Annotated in this window: 14 protein-coding genes; 10 read left to right on the top strand and 4 right to left on the bottom strand. The window is 67.3% G+C overall.

Translation table 11 applies throughout. The annotated features are described in order from the left end of the window. Positions 1 to 215 precede the first annotated feature (215 nt). From N7573_RS21495 to N7573_RS21480, 4 genes are all read left to right on the top strand, one after another. Complete coding sequence (locus N7573_RS21495) at positions 216 to 410, top strand: hemin uptake protein HemP (RefSeq protein WP_005412278.1); 195 nt, start codon at positions 216 to 218, stop codon at positions 408 to 410. A 189-nt stretch (positions 411 to 599) separates the two neighbouring features. Continuing rightward, a complete protein-coding gene (locus tag N7573_RS21490; protein WP_279913284.1) occupies positions 600 to 2807 on the top strand; it encodes a TonB-dependent hemoglobin/transferrin/lactoferrin family receptor in 2208 nt (735 codons plus the stop codon). Positions 2808 to 2811: 4 nt separating this feature from the next. Next, positions 2812 to 3411, top strand: coding sequence for a hypothetical protein (locus N7573_RS21485; RefSeq protein ID WP_032129934.1), 600 nt, complete (start codon positions 2812 to 2814; stop codon positions 3409 to 3411). Between the two features lie 73 nt (positions 3412 to 3484). Continuing rightward, the gene (locus tag N7573_RS21480) at positions 3485 to 4411 is read left to right on the top strand and encodes a DUF6607 family protein (protein ID WP_032129933.1); all 927 of its coding nucleotides are present in this window, start codon (positions 3485 to 3487) and stop codon (positions 4409 to 4411) included. Between the two features lie 144 nt (positions 4412 to 4555). Here N7573_RS21480 and N7573_RS21475 read toward each other — a convergent pair whose 3' ends face one another. The 3 genes from N7573_RS21475 to N7573_RS21465 form a co-directional block, all read right to left on the bottom strand. Continuing rightward, positions 4556 to 5041 carry a hypothetical protein gene (locus N7573_RS21475; RefSeq protein WP_279913281.1) on the bottom strand — a complete coding sequence of 162 codons (486 nt, stop codon included), beginning with the start codon at positions 5039 to 5041 and terminating at the stop codon, positions 4556 to 4558. A gap of 109 nt (positions 5042 to 5150) precedes the next feature. Continuing rightward, positions 5151 to 7667, bottom strand: a complete 2517-nt coding sequence (locus N7573_RS21470; protein ID WP_279913282.1) for an FtsX-like permease family protein — start codon at positions 7665 to 7667, stop codon at positions 5151 to 5153. Further along, on the bottom strand, positions 7664 to 8311 hold the full coding sequence (locus N7573_RS21465) for an ATP-binding cassette domain-containing protein (protein WP_154262358.1): 648 nt from the start codon (positions 8309 to 8311) through the stop codon (positions 7664 to 7666). The genes N7573_RS21470 and N7573_RS21465 overlap by 4 nt, the downstream gene beginning before the upstream one ends. A 75-nt stretch (positions 8312 to 8386) precedes the next feature. Here N7573_RS21465 and N7573_RS21460 point away from each other — a divergent pair, with 75 nt between their 5' ends. The 3 genes from N7573_RS21460 (at position 8387) to N7573_RS21450 (ending at position 11259) form a co-directional block, all read left to right on the top strand. Further along, positions 8387 to 9031: an arylesterase gene (locus N7573_RS21460; protein WP_004144386.1), complete on the top strand. Its 645-nt coding sequence runs from the start codon at positions 8387 to 8389 to the stop codon at positions 9029 to 9031. Between the two features lie 87 nt (positions 9032 to 9118). After that, positions 9119 to 9832, top strand: a complete 714-nt coding sequence (locus N7573_RS21455; protein WP_002811889.1) for a response regulator transcription factor — start codon at positions 9119 to 9121, stop codon at positions 9830 to 9832. 155 nt (positions 9833 to 9987) lie between these two features. After that, the gene (locus N7573_RS21450; RefSeq protein WP_100437903.1) at positions 9988 to 11259 is read left to right on the top strand and encodes a HAMP domain-containing sensor histidine kinase; all 1272 of its coding nucleotides are present in this window, start codon (positions 9988 to 9990) and stop codon (positions 11257 to 11259) included. Between the two features lie 116 nt (positions 11260 to 11375). On the opposite strand, the gene N7573_RS21445 is transcribed toward N7573_RS21450, so the two are convergent. After that, positions 11376 to 12077, bottom strand: coding sequence for an SGNH/GDSL hydrolase family protein (locus N7573_RS21445; RefSeq protein WP_100437904.1), 702 nt, complete (start codon positions 12075 to 12077; stop codon positions 11376 to 11378). Positions 12078 to 12290: 213 nt separating this feature from the next. Here N7573_RS21445 and N7573_RS21440 point away from each other — a divergent pair, with 213 nt between their 5' ends. The 3 genes from N7573_RS21440 to N7573_RS21430 all read left to right on the top strand — a co-directional run bounded on the left by N7573_RS21440 (position 12291) and on the right by N7573_RS21430 (position 14848). Then, complete coding sequence (locus N7573_RS21440) at positions 12291 to 12686, top strand: diacylglycerol kinase (protein ID WP_032129924.1); 396 nt, start codon at positions 12291 to 12293, stop codon at positions 12684 to 12686. 32 nt (positions 12687 to 12718) lie between these two features. Further along, positions 12719 to 13468, top strand: coding sequence for a TerC family protein (locus N7573_RS21435; RefSeq protein WP_004144462.1), 750 nt, complete (start codon positions 12719 to 12721; stop codon positions 13466 to 13468). A 219-nt stretch (positions 13469 to 13687) separates the two neighbouring features. Then, complete coding sequence (locus N7573_RS21430; protein ID WP_279913283.1) at positions 13688 to 14848, top strand: MFS transporter; 1161 nt, start codon at positions 13688 to 13690, stop codon at positions 14846 to 14848. Positions 14849 to 15145: the final 297 nt, after the last annotated feature.

Genomic DNA, 15145 nt, shown 5'->3' with positions numbered 1-15145 from the left:
CCGCACGTAGCGCGGGCATTTCCAGGCGACGGCGCGAGAGCAGTCGAGCGTGGCTCGACTCTACAAAAGCCGTGTGCCCCCACCTTTCAATATATGAAATCTATCGAATTTCAGAATTCGATCATTAATCTCATCAATGAAAGTGAGAATGGTTGTTGATTGTCAACTGAGAATCATTATCATTTAACTCGTCCCTCGCACGAGTCCAGATGCTCATGAATGCTCAACCTGTACTGCTGCGCCCCGAAACGCTGACCCTCCGCGATCGACCGGTCCGCGTCGTTCCGCCGGAAGAGGTCATCGACAGTGAAGCCCTGCTCAAGGGCCGTCGTGAAATCCTGATCCAGCACGGCGACCGCTTCTATCGCCTGCGGCACACCAGCAACGACAAGCTGATCCTGACCAAGTAATCGCGGCCTGGTCGCCCGCCTCCCTCCCTCCTGCCGGCAGCGCCGACAGGGTGGGCGACCCGTCCGCTCCCGCTCTCTCCCCCTCGGTCTACCGCGTGCACCTTCCGGGTGTGCCGGTAACCGGGGGTTCCCCTGCCTGACCGAATGAACCCGATGACCCGCCATACCGCCCTGTGTCTTGCTGTCTGGATGGCGTTGCCGCTGTCCGCCCACGCTGCTGCCGCCGCTGCGCCCGACGCGCGCGAATTTGACCGGGTGCAGGTCACCGCGACCCGCACCGAGCGGGCGGTGAGCGACGTGGCGGCCACCGTGGACGTCATCGACCGCGAGCAGATGGACCGGCACCTGGTGCAGGACATCAAGGATCTGGTGCGCTACGAGCCGGGCCTGTCGGTCACCCGCAGCGCGACCCGCTTCGGCCTGGATGGTTTCCGCATCCGTGGCCTGGACGGCAACCGTGTGCGCATCCAGACCGATGGCATCGTCATGCCGACCCGGTTCGACATCGGTTCGTTCGCCAGTTCCAACCGCAACTTCACCGACCTCGATACGCTCAAGCGCGTGGAGATCGTGCGCGGCCCGGCCAGCTCGCTGTACGGCTCCGATGCACTGGGCGGCGTGGTGGCGTTCGTCACCAAGGACCCGGCCGACTACCTCAAGGACGGCAAGAACAGCTACTTCGGCCTGAAGTTCGGCTACGACGGTGAGTGGAAGGGCCTGCTCGGCGGTGCCACCGCCGCCTTTGGTGGCGACCACTGGAGCGGCCTGGTCAACGTCAACCACCACCAGGGCCAGGAAACGGACAACAAGGGCACGGTGCGCAGCGACAACGACACCCGCACCGCGTCCAATCCGCAGGATCGTGATGGCCGCAGCCTGCTCAGCAAGCTGGTCTATGCACCGAGCGAAGACCAGCGCTTCCGCCTGACCGTGGAAGGCAACGAAGACACCACCGATACCAATGTGTTGTCGGCGATTGCCAGCGTTGCACCGCGCCCCGGCGCGATGGCTGCGGCAACTGGCATGAAGTCCCACGACACGCAGAAGCGAACCCGCGTGTCCTTTGCCCACGAAATGGATGCGCTGGACCAGCCGTTCGCCGACAGCCTGCATTGGCAGGTGTATGCGCAGAACAGCGAAACGCGGCAGCAGACCGACGAGACCCGCACCGACGGCAGCCGCCGTCACCGCGTGTTCTCCTTCGACCAGCATGCCTTTGGCCTGCAGGCGCAGTTCAACAAGGCCTTCAGCACCGGTGCGGTCGAACATGCGTTGACCTACGGCTTCGAGGGCACGCGCACCGAGATCCGCCAGAAGCGCGACGGCTACCAGGTCAACCGTGCCGGTGTGGTCAGCAACACCGTCACCCCCGACACCTTCCCGGTGCGTGACTTCCCGATCAGCAAGACCACCGAGTTGGGCCTGTACGCGCAGGATGAAATGCGCCTGGCCGACGGCAAGCTGTCGCTGGTGCCGGGCGTGCGCGTGGACCGTTACGAGCTGAAGCCGGAAGTGGACAGCATCTTCGCCGAAGACAATCCGACTACCGCCGTAGCGCAGCTGAAGAAGACCAGCGTGTCGCCGAAGCTGGGCATGGTCTGGCGCTTCACCGACCAGTGGTCGCTGTTCGCCGGCTATGCGCGCGGCTTCCGTTCGCCGCCGTACAACGACGTCAACATCGGCCTGACCAATGTTGCCTTCCGCTATACCGCCATCGCCAACCCGGACCTGAAGCCGGAAACCAGCGACGGCTACGAACTGGGCCTGCGCTTCATCGCGCCGGCTGCGTACGTCAGCGTCAGCGGCTACTACAACGACTACAAGGATTTCATCCAGTCCAACGTCGATACCGGCCGCAACGCACAGGGTTTGACCGTGTTCCAGTCGCAGAACATCGCCGACGCGCGCATCTATGGCGCGGAAATGAAGGCCGGCATCGAGTTCGGTGAACTCAGCCCGGCGCTGAAGGGCTGGGCGCTGCGCAGTGCGTTGGCCTGGTCGCGTGGTGACAACCGGACCGATGACGAACCGCTGGCCTCGGTCGATCCGCTGCGTGGCACGCTGGGCCTGATGTACGACACCGATACCTGGGGCGTCGAACTGGCCGGTACCTTCGTGCAGCGCAAGAAGCGCCTGCCGCCGCCGGCGGCGCAGACCAATCCGAACGCACCGGCGCCGTTCGTCTACCAGCCGGCCGGCTATGGCGTGCTGGACCTGATGGCGCACTGGAACTTCGCACCGGGTGCCACCTTCAATGTCGGCGTGTTCAACCTGGCCGACAAGCGCTACATCGAATGGTCGTCCATCACCCCGAGCCTGATCACCAACCGCGCACTGAGCGATCGTTTCAGCAGCCCGGGCCGCACCTTCTCCGCCAGCCTTGCCGTTTCCTGGTGACCTCATGAGCCGAGCACTGTCCGCACGCAGGAATGACTCCATCGCCGCGCCGCACAGCGCGGCCTGGCCGACCCCGGCACAGCTGGCCACGCTCGGCACCGTGCTGTGCCTGTACCACGCCGACGGCAACGAGCTGGGCGGCTGGCGCCAGGCCGTACGCGTGCATGCCTGCCAGGGCGTGGACAGCGAAGGCCTGCGCGAAAGCCTGTGCTTCCTCGATGGCCGCGGCCGCTGCGTGTGGCGCCTGTACCTGCTGCCGGACAGCGACTTCCTGGCCTGGGACCGGCTGGTGGCTGCGCTGCCGCCGGGGCCCGAGCACGACAGCGACGGCAGTGTCGGCGAACGCCTGTGGCGGCGCCTGGCCGGTCATCTGGGTGGCCAGCGCTGGCGTCTGTGCGCGCTGCGCCTGCATGCCGCCGACGATGGCCGCACGCTGGCCGCCAGTCTGTCGACCCTGTCCTCGCTGGGCGCAGCCACCGCGCGCCGCATTGCACGGCTGGAAGGTGCCGAAGGCGAGCTGGCAATCGACGATTGCTGCTGTGCCGATGCCGCGCGGCGTCCGGCGCCGCGGATTCCCGGCGACCTGCCGCTGATCCGCCTGTGACCCACTCCTGATGGAACGCCTGTCGGCCACGGACGGCCTCTCAACGCATCTGCAACCCCGAAGGAAGACCCCGATGAAGCTCCAGACAGCCAGCGCCCTGCTTGTGCTCGCCGCCAGCGGCGTGGCCAGCGCGCAGCCCTCCGATATCGCCCGTGACCACGACAGCATCCTTGCCATGCAGGGTGAGTACACCGTGGACTTCGCCTTCGATGAGACCGTGCTGCTGAAGCCGGGTTACGAGCGCGCACCGGCGATGCGCAGCGGCGGCAGCGAAGTGGTCATCGTGGTCGAGGACACGCCGAAGCGCATCGTGCTGCAGCACCTGCTGCTGGACGAGAAGAGCGGCCACATCACCAAGCACTGGCGTCAGGACTGGGTGTACGAAGCACCGAACCGTTTCGAGTTCAGTGCCGACCAGACCTGGAAGGTGCGCAGCATTCCGGCGGCGGTGAACCAGGGCGCCTGGACCCAGTGCGTATACGAAGTGAGCGACGCACCGCGCTATTGCGGCACCGGCACGTGGACCTACACCAACAACGTGCCGAGCTGGACCAGCGACCTGAGCTGGCGTCCGCTGCCGCGCCGTGAGTACACCAAGCGCAGTGACTACAACGCGCTGGCCGTGATCAACCGCCACACGCTGACCCCGAACGGCTGGACCCACGAGCAGTTCAACACCAAGGTGCAGCGCAACGCCGATGGCAGCCAGGTGGAGATCGCCCGCGAGTTCGGCTTCAACGACTACGTGAAGACCACCGAGGTCGACTTCACCCCGGCGCGAAACTACTGGAAGGCCACTGCCGGTTACTGGGCCAAGGTGCGCCAGCGCTGGGACGGCTTCCTCGGCCAGGCGCCGGGCGTGCACCTGAAGACCAAGATCGACGGCATGGCGATGATCATCCCGATGTTCACCCAGGCCGAAGAGATCCAGGCCGGCAAGAAGGTGAAGGACAAGCAGATCGACGACGTGTTCGCCAAGTACGTGGAAAAGGCCCAGTAAGTCGAGCCCTGCTCGACTCCACGGCCGCATCCACGCATGGCGTGGATCTACCAACCTCTGCTTCCGGTAGGTGCCGAGCTTGCTCGGCACGCTCTCCATCGGTGATCGCACGCTGCATCCATGCCATGCGTGGATGCGATGCACTCAGGACGCCGGCCCACTCAAGGTGGTCAGGTCCAGCCCGGCGTCCTGGAAGGCACGCAGGGTAGCCTGCAGGCTGGCCTCGTCATCGCGGGTGCGGACGCCCATGACAGCTTGGTGGCAACGCACTCGATCCGTGCTGCAGGCGCTACGGTCCGGCAGCAGCAGCGCGGTCTGTGCGACGAGGATCGCCATGTGCGCCACTTCCTTTCTCGGCTTCGGTTGGCCCCGGTAGAACCGGTCGAACTCAGCACGCAGGTCGGCCACCACGCCGGCATCGCTGCGCGTGCGTGACACGCTGGCCGGAACCAGAGAGGTCGGGTGGCCCTCGTGGAGGGCTTGCGCTTCATCGGCCAGCACCGTTTCCAGCACGAAGGCCTGCACCGCGTCAGGAACATAGCCCTCCGCCGCGCGGGCGCCTGCGGGTAGCACCGCGGTGAGCAGCGGGGAACTGGCCAGAAGGATGCGCAGACAGAGGCTGTATTTCATCTTCATTCCTTGAACATCGGGAGCGCGGGAGCAACCTTCCGCGCTCCCGGACGATCTGATCGCGTGGGGCGCGCAGCATAGCGCCCCACCCGAGCGTGTGACGATCGCGTCAGGCTTCGCGCAGGGCCAGTGCCGGTGGCGTATGCAGGATCGCGCGCGTGCCCCACCAGCCTGCCAGCAGGCTCAAGCCGATGCCGACCAGGCCGCCGATCAGCAGGCCCGGCCACGGCGGCAGCAACGGCAGCTCGAACACCTTCTGCGAAACCACCACGCCGATCGCAGCGGCCGCGCCCACCGCCAGCAACGCCGCCAGCGTGCCCAGCGCACCGAATTCCACCAGTACCGCGCCACGCAGCTGGCGCCGGGTCGCGCCCAGCGTGCGCAGCACCGCGCTGTCGTAGCGGCGTTCACCGGCCGTGGCCTGCAGCGCGGCCAGCAGCACCAGCAGGCCGGCCAGCAGACTGAACACCATCACCAGCTGCACCGCCTGTGCCACCCGTTCCATCACATCGCGCACCTGCGAGATCACCGCGTCCACGTCCAGCAGCGACAGGTTCGGCTGCGCGCGTACCAGCTCGCCCAGTCCGGCGGCCTTGCCGGCCGGTAGATGGAATGCCGACAGCAGGTTGTGTGGCGTATCGCCCACCGCATTCGGGTTCAGCAGCACGAAGAAGTTCGGACGGAAAGTGTTCCAGTCGGCCTTGCGCACGCTGGTGACAGTGAACTCGCGTTCCTGCTCGCCCACCGCAATGGTGATGCGGTCGCCGGGATGCACGCCGTAGCGCTTGGCCCAGCCGATTTCCACCGAGGCTTCGGCGGCGGTGCTGTCTGCCTTCCAGAAGGTGCCGTTGACCAGTGTGTTGGCCGGCGGGAAGCTGCTGCGCCAACTGAAGTTCAACGGCCGGTTCTCGTCGTCGTCATCGCGCTGGCCTTCGCCCTGTGCCGGCTGCCCGTTCTGTTCAGGCGAGCGGTCCACGCGCAGCGGCGGCTTGCCGTTGATCGCGATCAGGCGGCCAGTGGCCATCGGTTCGATGCTGGCGTCGTTGGCGCCGAGTCCACGCAGTGCGGCCAGCACGCTGTCGCGCTGTTCGGGCTGGATGTTGATCAGGAAGTAGTTCGGCGTATCCGCTGGCAGTCGCTCGCGCCACTGCTGTAGCAGGCCGGGGCCGGTCACCGCCAGCAGCAACAGCGCGCACAGCGACAGCGACAGCCCCACCAGCTGCATCACTGCCAGCATCCGGCGCCGGGTCAGCGCGGCCAGACCCAGCCGCCAGTGGCCATGCAGGCGGTGCTGCAGGCCGCGCAGCAGCTGCAGCAGCACGAAGCCGACCACGCCGGCCGCCACCGCCAGCGCGGCCAACCCGCCCAGCACCCACAGCGCCAGCTTGAGATCACCGGTGACCTGCACCGCCAGCAGCAGGCTGGCCGCCAGGGCAGCCACGTAGGCCAGCAGCGAGGCCGGCGGCAGGGCGGCGAAGGAACGGTTGAGCACCCGCATCGGCGGCACCCCGCGCAGGCGCAGCAGCGGCGGCAGGCCGAAGCCGAACAGCAGCAACAGCCCGATGCCGGCACCGGTCAGCGCAGGCATTGCCTCGGGCAGCGGCAGGCGCTGCGGCACCAGACTGCCCAGCACCTGCACCAGGCCCTCCTGCGCCGCCATGCCCAGGCCGATGCCGAGTGCGCAGGCCGGCACCGCCAGCATCAGCAGCTGCAGTGCCAGACCGGACAGGATGTCGCGCTGGCGCGCGCCCAGGCAGCGCAGGATCGCCACCTGGTCGATGCGGCGCAGGGCGAAGCGGTTCGCCGCCAGCGCCGTGGCAACACCGGCCAGCAATACCGCCAGCAGCGCGCTGAGGCCGAGGAAGCGCCCGGCCAGGTCGAACGCCTGGCGCACGCCACGCTGGGTGTCGTCCACACTCAGCAGGCGCAGGCCCTTCACCTGCGGCAGCAGCCATTGCCGAAGTGCCGCGATCGGCTCTGCTGCTCCGGCGAACATCAGCCGGTAGTTGATGCGGCTGCCCGGACCGAGCAGGCCGGTGCCTTCCACATCGGCGCGGTTGACCAGCAGGGTGGGGGAAAGCGTAAGCAGGTCGCCGCCGGTATCCGGCTCGGCCTCGATGATGCCGGCGATGCGCAGCGTGCCAGCGCCGAATTCAAGGTCGTCACCGGCCTTCAGTCCCAGCCCCTGCAGAAGGCGTGGGTCGGCATAGGCCTGGCCCTTGGCCGGCATGCCGGCGTTGTCGATCAGGGCGCCCCCGGGCGTGGCCCGCACCCGCAGCGTGCCACGCAGCGGATAGCCCGCCTGCACCGCCTTGATGCTGGCCATCTGGCTGGCATCGGCGTTGAACAGCACGCTGCCGAAGCTGGCGATACGGGTGTAGGAAAGTCCGCGCCGCTGCGCCTCGTCGGCGAACGCCTGCGGCGGGTCATCGCGCCCGGCGATACCGAGGTCGCCGCCAAGCATTTCCGCTGCGCTGCCGGTCAGTGCCAGGTTGACCCGGTTCACCAGCGTGCCGACCGCGGTCATCACCGCCACGCCCAGCACCAGCGCGGCGAACACGGTCAGCAGGTCGCCGGCCAGCGCCTCGCGGCGCAGCGCGCGCCACGCGTGCCGCAGCAGGTTCATGCCTGCGCCCCACGCTCGACCGGCAGCAGGCGGCCGTCGTCGATGCGGTGGATGTACTGGCAACGCTGGGCGAGGCGCAGGTCGTGAGTGACCAGCACCAGGGTGGTGCCGCTGCCGGCGTTCAGTTCGAACAGCAGGTCGCTGATGTGCTGGCCGGTGGCGTGGTCCAGCGAGCCGGTCGGTTCGTCGGCGAACAGGATGCGCGGGCGGGTGACGAAGGCACGTGCCAGTGCCACGCGCTGCTGCTCGCCGCCCGACAACTGGCGTGGATAGTGGCGGGCGCGATGGGCCAGGCCGACCTGGGCCAGCACTTCATCGACCCGCGCCCGGTCTTCGCGCCCAGCCAGTTCCAGCGGCAGCGCGACATTCTCGGCGGCGGTCAGTGCCGGCAGCAGATGGAAGCTCTGGAACACGAAGCCGACTTCACGCGCGCGCAGCTGGGCGCGGGCCTCCTCGTCCAGCGCCGCCAGGTCCTGGCCGGCCAGCGCGATGCGGCCGCGGCTGGGCAGGTCCAGCCCGGCCAGCAGGCCGAGCAGGGTGGTCTTGCCGGAACCGGAGGCACCGACGATGGCCGCGCTGGTCCCTTCATGGACGGTCAGGGTGATGTTGTCCAGTATGTGGACTTCACCCTCCGGGCCCTGCACGGATTTGCCGACCTGGTCGACGGCGATGGCAACGGACGCGCTGCGGGGGGACAGGCTGTCGATGAGGAGACTCCAATGCGCAAGACGGGATGGAGCCGGCGAGCCGGCGTGATGATGGTGCTGCTGCTAGGGTTCCTGCTGCTGCCCGGGCTGGCGTGTGCCAAAGGTCCGGCTGGCACCGTGCTGGTGCTCGGCGACAGCCTCAGTGCTGCCCACAATATCCCTGCCGACGCCGGCTGGGTGAGCCTGCTGCAGCAGCGGGTCAGGCAGCAGTCGAAAACGCCGGCGCGCATCGTCAACGCCAGCATGAGCGGGGAGACCACCGCTGGCGCGCTGACCCGCCTGCCGGGCCTGCTGGCGAAGGAAAACCCGACCGTGGTGGTGATTGCCCTCGGCGGCAACGATGCACTGCGCGGGCTGACCCCGGCGCAGGTGCAGGGCAACCTGGAAAAGATGGTGCAGGCCAGCCAGAAGGCCGGTGCCAAGGTGCTGCTGCTGGGCATCGACGTGCCGCCGAACTACGGGCCAGCCTATCGCCAGCGCCTGGCGGCGGCCTACAAGGCGCTGGCCACGCAGTACAAGGTGCCGCTGCTGCCCTTCCTGCTGGAGGGCGTGGCCCTGCAGCCGGGCATGATGCAGGCCGACGGGCTGCACCCGACCGCACAGGCGCAGCCGAAGGTGCTGGACAACGTCTGGCCGCTGCTCAGACCGCTGCTCTGAACCGTTTGTTTACCTCTTGACGGAACTTCACATCGCGTCCACCGTCGATCCGGCATGTTTCACAAAGCTGAAGTTAGAGGGAATCACATGCGTCAGACGAAGGAGACCTCCGGCTTGGTGCTGGTGGTCGAAGACAACCGCAACATCTCCGAGATGATCGGGGAATACCTGGAAGGTCGCGGCTTCGAAGTCGACTATGCACAGGACGGCCTGGATGGCTACCGCCTTGCGGCGGAAAACAGCTATGACGTCGTGGTGCTCGACTTGATGTTGCCGCGCCTGGATGGCATCGAAGTGTGCCGTCGCCTGCGCAACGATGCGCGCAAGTCCACCCCGGTGCTGATGCTCACGGCACGCGACACGCTGGACGACAAGCTCACCGGCCTCGGTTTCGGCGCCGATGACTACCTGACCAAGCCGTTCGCGATCCAGGAGCTGGAAGCCCGCCTGCGCGCGCTGATCCGCCGCGAGCGTCGCCAGGTGGGTTCGGAAGTGCTGAAGGTCGCCGACCTGGTGCTCGATCCGGTCAGCATGCGTGCCACCCGTGCCGGTACCGAGCTGCAGCTGTCGCCGATCGGCCTGCGCCTGCTGACCATCCTGATGCGCGAATCGCCGCGCGTGGTCACCCGCCAGGAGATCGAACGCGAGATCTGGGGCAACGGCCTGCCGGATTCGGACACCCTGCGCAGCCACTTGTACAACCTGCGCAAGATCATCGACAAGCCGTTCGACCGTCCGCTGCTGCATACCGTGCAGAGTGCCGGCTACCGCATTGCCGACATCGCCCAGCCGATGGCCTGAGCAGGCCCGCGCCGGTGCAGTCGCAGGCCGGGCCGGGCTGCGGCCAGGCACAAGGGCAGGGGATGACCGTCCGGCAGTGCCGCCGGTCATCGCCCGTGCATCCCAACGGCGCGGTGCGCTGCCTATAATCGCAGCGCTCTGACCGGGACCCCGCAATGCCGCACGGCCTGCCGCGCAAGATCCGTATCGCTTTCATCCTGCAGGCAGTGCTGGCCAGCCTGGGCATCCTGCTCGGTGCGTGGCTGGTTTCGCTGGTGATCAAGCACAGCCTGGTCGGCGCCGCCCTACGCGAGGAGGCGGCGTACTTCTGGACGCTGCACGAGGCCTCGCCGGTGCAGCCGCCACCCAACACCCAGAACATCCGTGGCTACCTGCTGGAAAGCGGGCAGTCGGCCCTGTCGTTGCCGGCCAATCTGCGCAACCTGGAGCCCGGCTTCCACGAACTGCCCAAGGACGACCAGCTGGTGCTGGTCGATGTGCGCCCGGCCGGCCGCCTGTACCTGGTGTTCCTGCGATCGCGCGCGGAAATGCTGGCGTTCTGGTTCGGCATCGTGCCGGTGCTGCTGACCCTGCTGGCGGTGTATGGCGCCAGTTGGGTCACCTATCGTGCTTCCAAGCGCCTGGTATCGCCGGTGAACTGGCTGGCGCGACGCGTCTCGCGCTGGGACCCGGGCCACCCGGAGGCGGCCGACCTGGAGCCGAACAAGCTGCCGGCGGACATGCAGGGCGAAACCCGGCAGCTGGCGGCCGCACTGCATTCGCTGGCCAACCGGGTCAGCGCGCACGTGGCGCGCGAGCGCAATTTCACCCGCGATGCCAGCCATGAACTGCGCACACCGCTGACCGTCATCCGCGTGGCCAGCGACATGGCGCTGGGCGATGACAGCCTGGAGCCGCGCCTGCGCCGCAGCCTGCAGCGCATCCAGCGTGCCGGCCGTGACATGGAGGCGGTGATCGATGCCTTCCTGATCCTGGCCCGCGAGGCCGACGTCGAGCCGCAGATCGAGCTGTTCGACGTCAACGACATCGTCCGCTACGAAGTGGACAACGCCAACGAACTGCTGGGTACGCGCCCGGTGTCGGTGCACCTGCACAGCGATGGCCCGGTGCAGCTGCATGCGCCGCCGCGGGTGCTGCAGGTGGTGGTCAGCAACCTGGTGCGCAACGCGTGCAGCTATACCGACGAAGGGCGCATCGACGTGCATGTGCACAACGATCGGGTGGTGGTGCGCGATACCGGTATCGGCATGTCGGCCGACGCACTGTCGCGGGCCTTCGAGCCGTTCTACCGCGCCGAGCCGAGCCGCCCGCAGGGCACCGGCCTGGGCCTGTCGATCGTGCGCCGGCTGTGCGACCGCTTCGGCTGGAAGGTCAGCCTGGCCAGCGAGCCGGGTCAGGGCACCGAGGCCACGGTGGTGTTCCGCTGACGCGGCACCTGCTGCCTCGGTAGATGCCGACCTTGGTCGGCGCTTTCAACAGGATTCACGCCGGTGCCCCATGCCAACCAAGGTTGGCATCTACCGGAGCGAGGCCGCAGCCTTCTTCAATCGCACTTCACCTTCGGCGCCAGCGCCCTGGTCCAGATCGCATAGCCGGCCGGGGTCATGTGCAGCATGTCCTCGCGGAACAGCGACGCATCCGGCTGGCCGTCGATGCCGAGCATCGGCGTGTAGACGTCGGTGAAACCGGTGTTGGGCAGCTTGGCCAGGGCTGCCTTGATCAGCGTGTTGGCCTCGTTGATCGCCGGCAGCAGGTGCGCGCGCGACGGGCTTGGCTTGATCGACAGGTACTCCACCTTCGTCTTCGGCAGGTCGCGATGCACGCGCTGCACGAAGGCAACCACATCGTCGCGCACCTGCACGGCGCTGCGGCCGCTGTTGAGGTCGTTGTCACCGGCGTAGAAGAACACCTTGCACGGTGCATACGGCACCACGATGCGGTCGGCATACCAGGTGCTGTCGCGCACTTCCGAACCGCCGAAGCCACGGTTGAACACCGGCTGGCCGGGGAAGTCGGCTGCCAGGCCTTCCCACATGCGGATCGAGGAGCTGCCGATGAACTCGATGCCGCCCCGTGGCGGCGGGCTGGCCTGGTCGGCGCTGGCAAAGTGGGCCATGTCGCCGGCCCAGGCCACGTTGGAGACCTGCTCGGGCACGCGCGGCGGCTTGGCCGGGCTCAGCGCCTGGGCCAGGGGGGCGGCGGTCAGCAGGCCCAGCATCAGCAGGCAGGTACGGCGACGGGACATCAGGCGCTCCAGCAGGGAAGGGGAAAGCCATCATAGAAGCTGGGGCGGGCCGGGGCTTGCCCCTGGCAGTCCATTCACCGGGCCGGTGCCGGGATGCGGCTGGCGGCCTTGTGGCAAAATGGCGGCCATCTGCCTATCCCTGTGCACCCATGATTCCCTGCCGTGCGTCTGAGCGGTCGCTGCGCCGCGCCCCTGTTGCTGGATGTTCCACCCGTGGCTGATCAGTTCGGCCATCTGCCCCGCGGCCCGCGCCGCATCTTCCAGGCCGCCCGCTGGTCCTGGCAGGGCCTGCGCGCCGCCTGGCTGCATGAGTCCTCGTTCCGGCTGGAGGTCTACCTGCTGATCCTGCTGACTCCGGTCGCGGTCTGGCTGGGCCAGACCCCGGTCGAGCGCGCGCTGCTGATCGGCTCGATGCTGCTGGTGCTGGCGATGGAACTGGCCAACTCGGCCATCGAGGCGGTGATCGAACGTTACGGCAGCGAGATCCACGAGCTGGCCGGCCGCGCCAAGGACATGGGTTCGGCGGCAGTGTTCGTGCTGATGATGAACGTGCTTCTGTGCTGGGCGCTGGTCGTGGTCCCGCATGCAATGGCCGGCAATTACGGCTGATCCCCATTCCCCCACTGCCCTGAAGAGTTTCCATGTCCTTTGAGTTCCTCGCCGACCCCAATGCCTGGGTGACCCTGTTCACCCTGAGCGCACTGGAAATCGTGCTCGGCATCGACAACCTGGTGTTCATTTCCATCGCGGTCAGCAAGCTGCCGGAAGAGCGTCGCCCGTTCGCGCGCAAGCTCGGCATCGCCGTGGCCTGCATCACCCGCATCGCCCTGCTGGTGTCGCTGGCCTATCTGGCGCACATGTCCGCCAACCTGTTCACCGTGGCTGGTATGGGCATCTCCATCCGCGATCTGGTGCTGATCGTCGGTGGCCTGTTCCTGATCATCAAGGGCTACATGGAGATCAAGGAACTGATCACCGGTGGCGAAGACGAGAACCCAGCCACCAGCAAGGCCTCGGGTGTATTCGGCATGGTCATCCTGCAGATCGCCATCATCGACATCGTGTTCTCGCTGGACTCGGTGATCACCGCTGTCGGCATCGCCGATCACATCCCGGTGATGGTCGCCGCCATCCTGCTGTCGGTGCTGGTGATGCTGCTGGCCGCCAACCCGCTGGGCCGCTTCATCGACGCAAACCCGACCGTGAAGATGCTGGCACTGGCCTTCATCCTGCTGATCGGTGCGGTGCTGATCCTGGATGGCCTGGACGTGCACGTGCCCAAGCCCTACATCTATGCCGCCATGGGCTTCTCGGTGCTGGTGGAATGGCTGAACCTGCTGATGCGCCGCCGCGCACGCGATCACCATGTGCCGGGTGCTGGCGACTGGTAAGCAGATCACAGGCAAATGTGTCTCCCAGAACCCCCGGCCAGCGCCGGGGTTCTGCGTTATGGGACCCATTGGGCTCGCCGGGCCATGCCCGGCGGGGAGGTTCCCGCCAGCTGTGAATTGAGGTCAACAGTGTTTTCCCGGGGCGAGGCTTAATCCGGGCCGACAAAGCGCGCAGGCTACGCGCTCTTTTCCAGGACCTGCCCCACGCAGGATGACCCCATGAACTCCAGAGCCGCCTTGTTGGCCCTTGCCGTCGGCGCCTTCGCCATCGGCACCACTGAATTCGCGCCGATGGGCCTGCTGCCCGTCATTGCCGACGGCGTCGGCGTGAACATTCCCACCGCCGGCATGCTGATCACCGCCTATGCCGTGGGCGTGATGCTGGGCGCGCCGGTGATGACCCTGCTGATGGGACGGTTTGGCAAGCGCACCGCGCTGATGCTGCTGATGTCGATCTTCGTGGTCGGCAACCTGCTCTCGGCACTGGCCCCGAACTACGGCCTGCTGTTGCTGTCGCGTCTGGTCACCAGCCTCAATCACGGTGCCTTCTTCGGCATCGGTGCGGTGGTTGCCGCCAGCCTGGTGCCGAAGGACAAGCAGGCTGCCGCCGTGGCCACCATGTTCATGGGCCTGACCATCGCCAACATCGGCGGTGTGCCGCTGGCCACCTGGGTGGGCCAGCAGCTGGGCTGGCGTCTGTCCTTCGCCGGCACGGCGGTGCTGGGCCTGGTGGCGATCACTGCGCTGGGCCTGGCGCTGCCGGCATCCGCACCCGATGCGCGCCCGGACGTGCGCCGCGAACTGAAGGCGATCCTGCAGCCGCAGGTGCTGTTGGCGATGGCCACCACCGTGCTCGGTGCCGGTGCGATGTTCACCCTCTACACCTACGTGGCGCCGGTGCTGACCGAGCTGACCGGTGCCTCCAACGCCTTCATCGCGATGTCGCTGGCGCTGATCGGCATCGGCTTCACCTTCGGCAACGGCATCGGCGGGCGCATGGCCGACTGGTCGCTGGATGGCGCCACCCGCATCCTGCTGGCGGTCCTGGCCGTGCTGATGTTCGTACTGCCGCTGGCCTTCATGCACCACGCCACTGCGGCGCTGGGGGTGCTGCTGTTCGGTGCCGCGACTTTTGCGATCGTGCCGCCGTTGCAGATCCGGGTGATGCAGGCGGCCAGCGAGGCGCCGGGCCTGGCGTCGTCGATCAACGTCGGTGCGTTCAACCTGGGCAATGCCGTGGGTGCGGCGCTGGGCGGTGCGGTGATCAGTTCGGGCCTGGGCTATGCCGCGATTCCGGTGGCCGGTGGCCTGCTGGCGGCCTCGGGGTTGCTGCTGGCATGGCTGGGGCGTCCTCGCACTGCGGTGGCTGAAGCCTGCTGAGTGATGTGGGGTTCCGGCAGGGCTTGCAGCCCTGCACCCGCCGAGGCCACTGCAACAGCAAGAGCGTGCATTCCGTGGGATGGCGGGGTGGGTCAGTTTGCGGGGGACGCCGCAAGTACGTCCGTGTAGGCTCGGTCGCGCCATCCATGGCGCTCACGCCCCCGCAAACTGACCCACCCCGCCTTCGACAGTTTCCCGCGGTCTGCCGGAACGGCGTCCTGCTCCGGTAGGTGTCGACCTTGGTCGACACAAATGCCTGAAGAACCGGCTTTTGCTTTTGTTTTTTTCTTTGTGATC

The sequence above is a fragment of the Stenotrophomonas sp. GD04054 genome (genome assembly GCF_029836955.1).
Classification (GTDB): Bacteria; Pseudomonadota; Gammaproteobacteria; order Xanthomonadales; family Xanthomonadaceae; genus Stenotrophomonas; species Stenotrophomonas maltophilia_A.
This window is presented reverse-complemented; position numbering and strand designations above follow the sequence as displayed.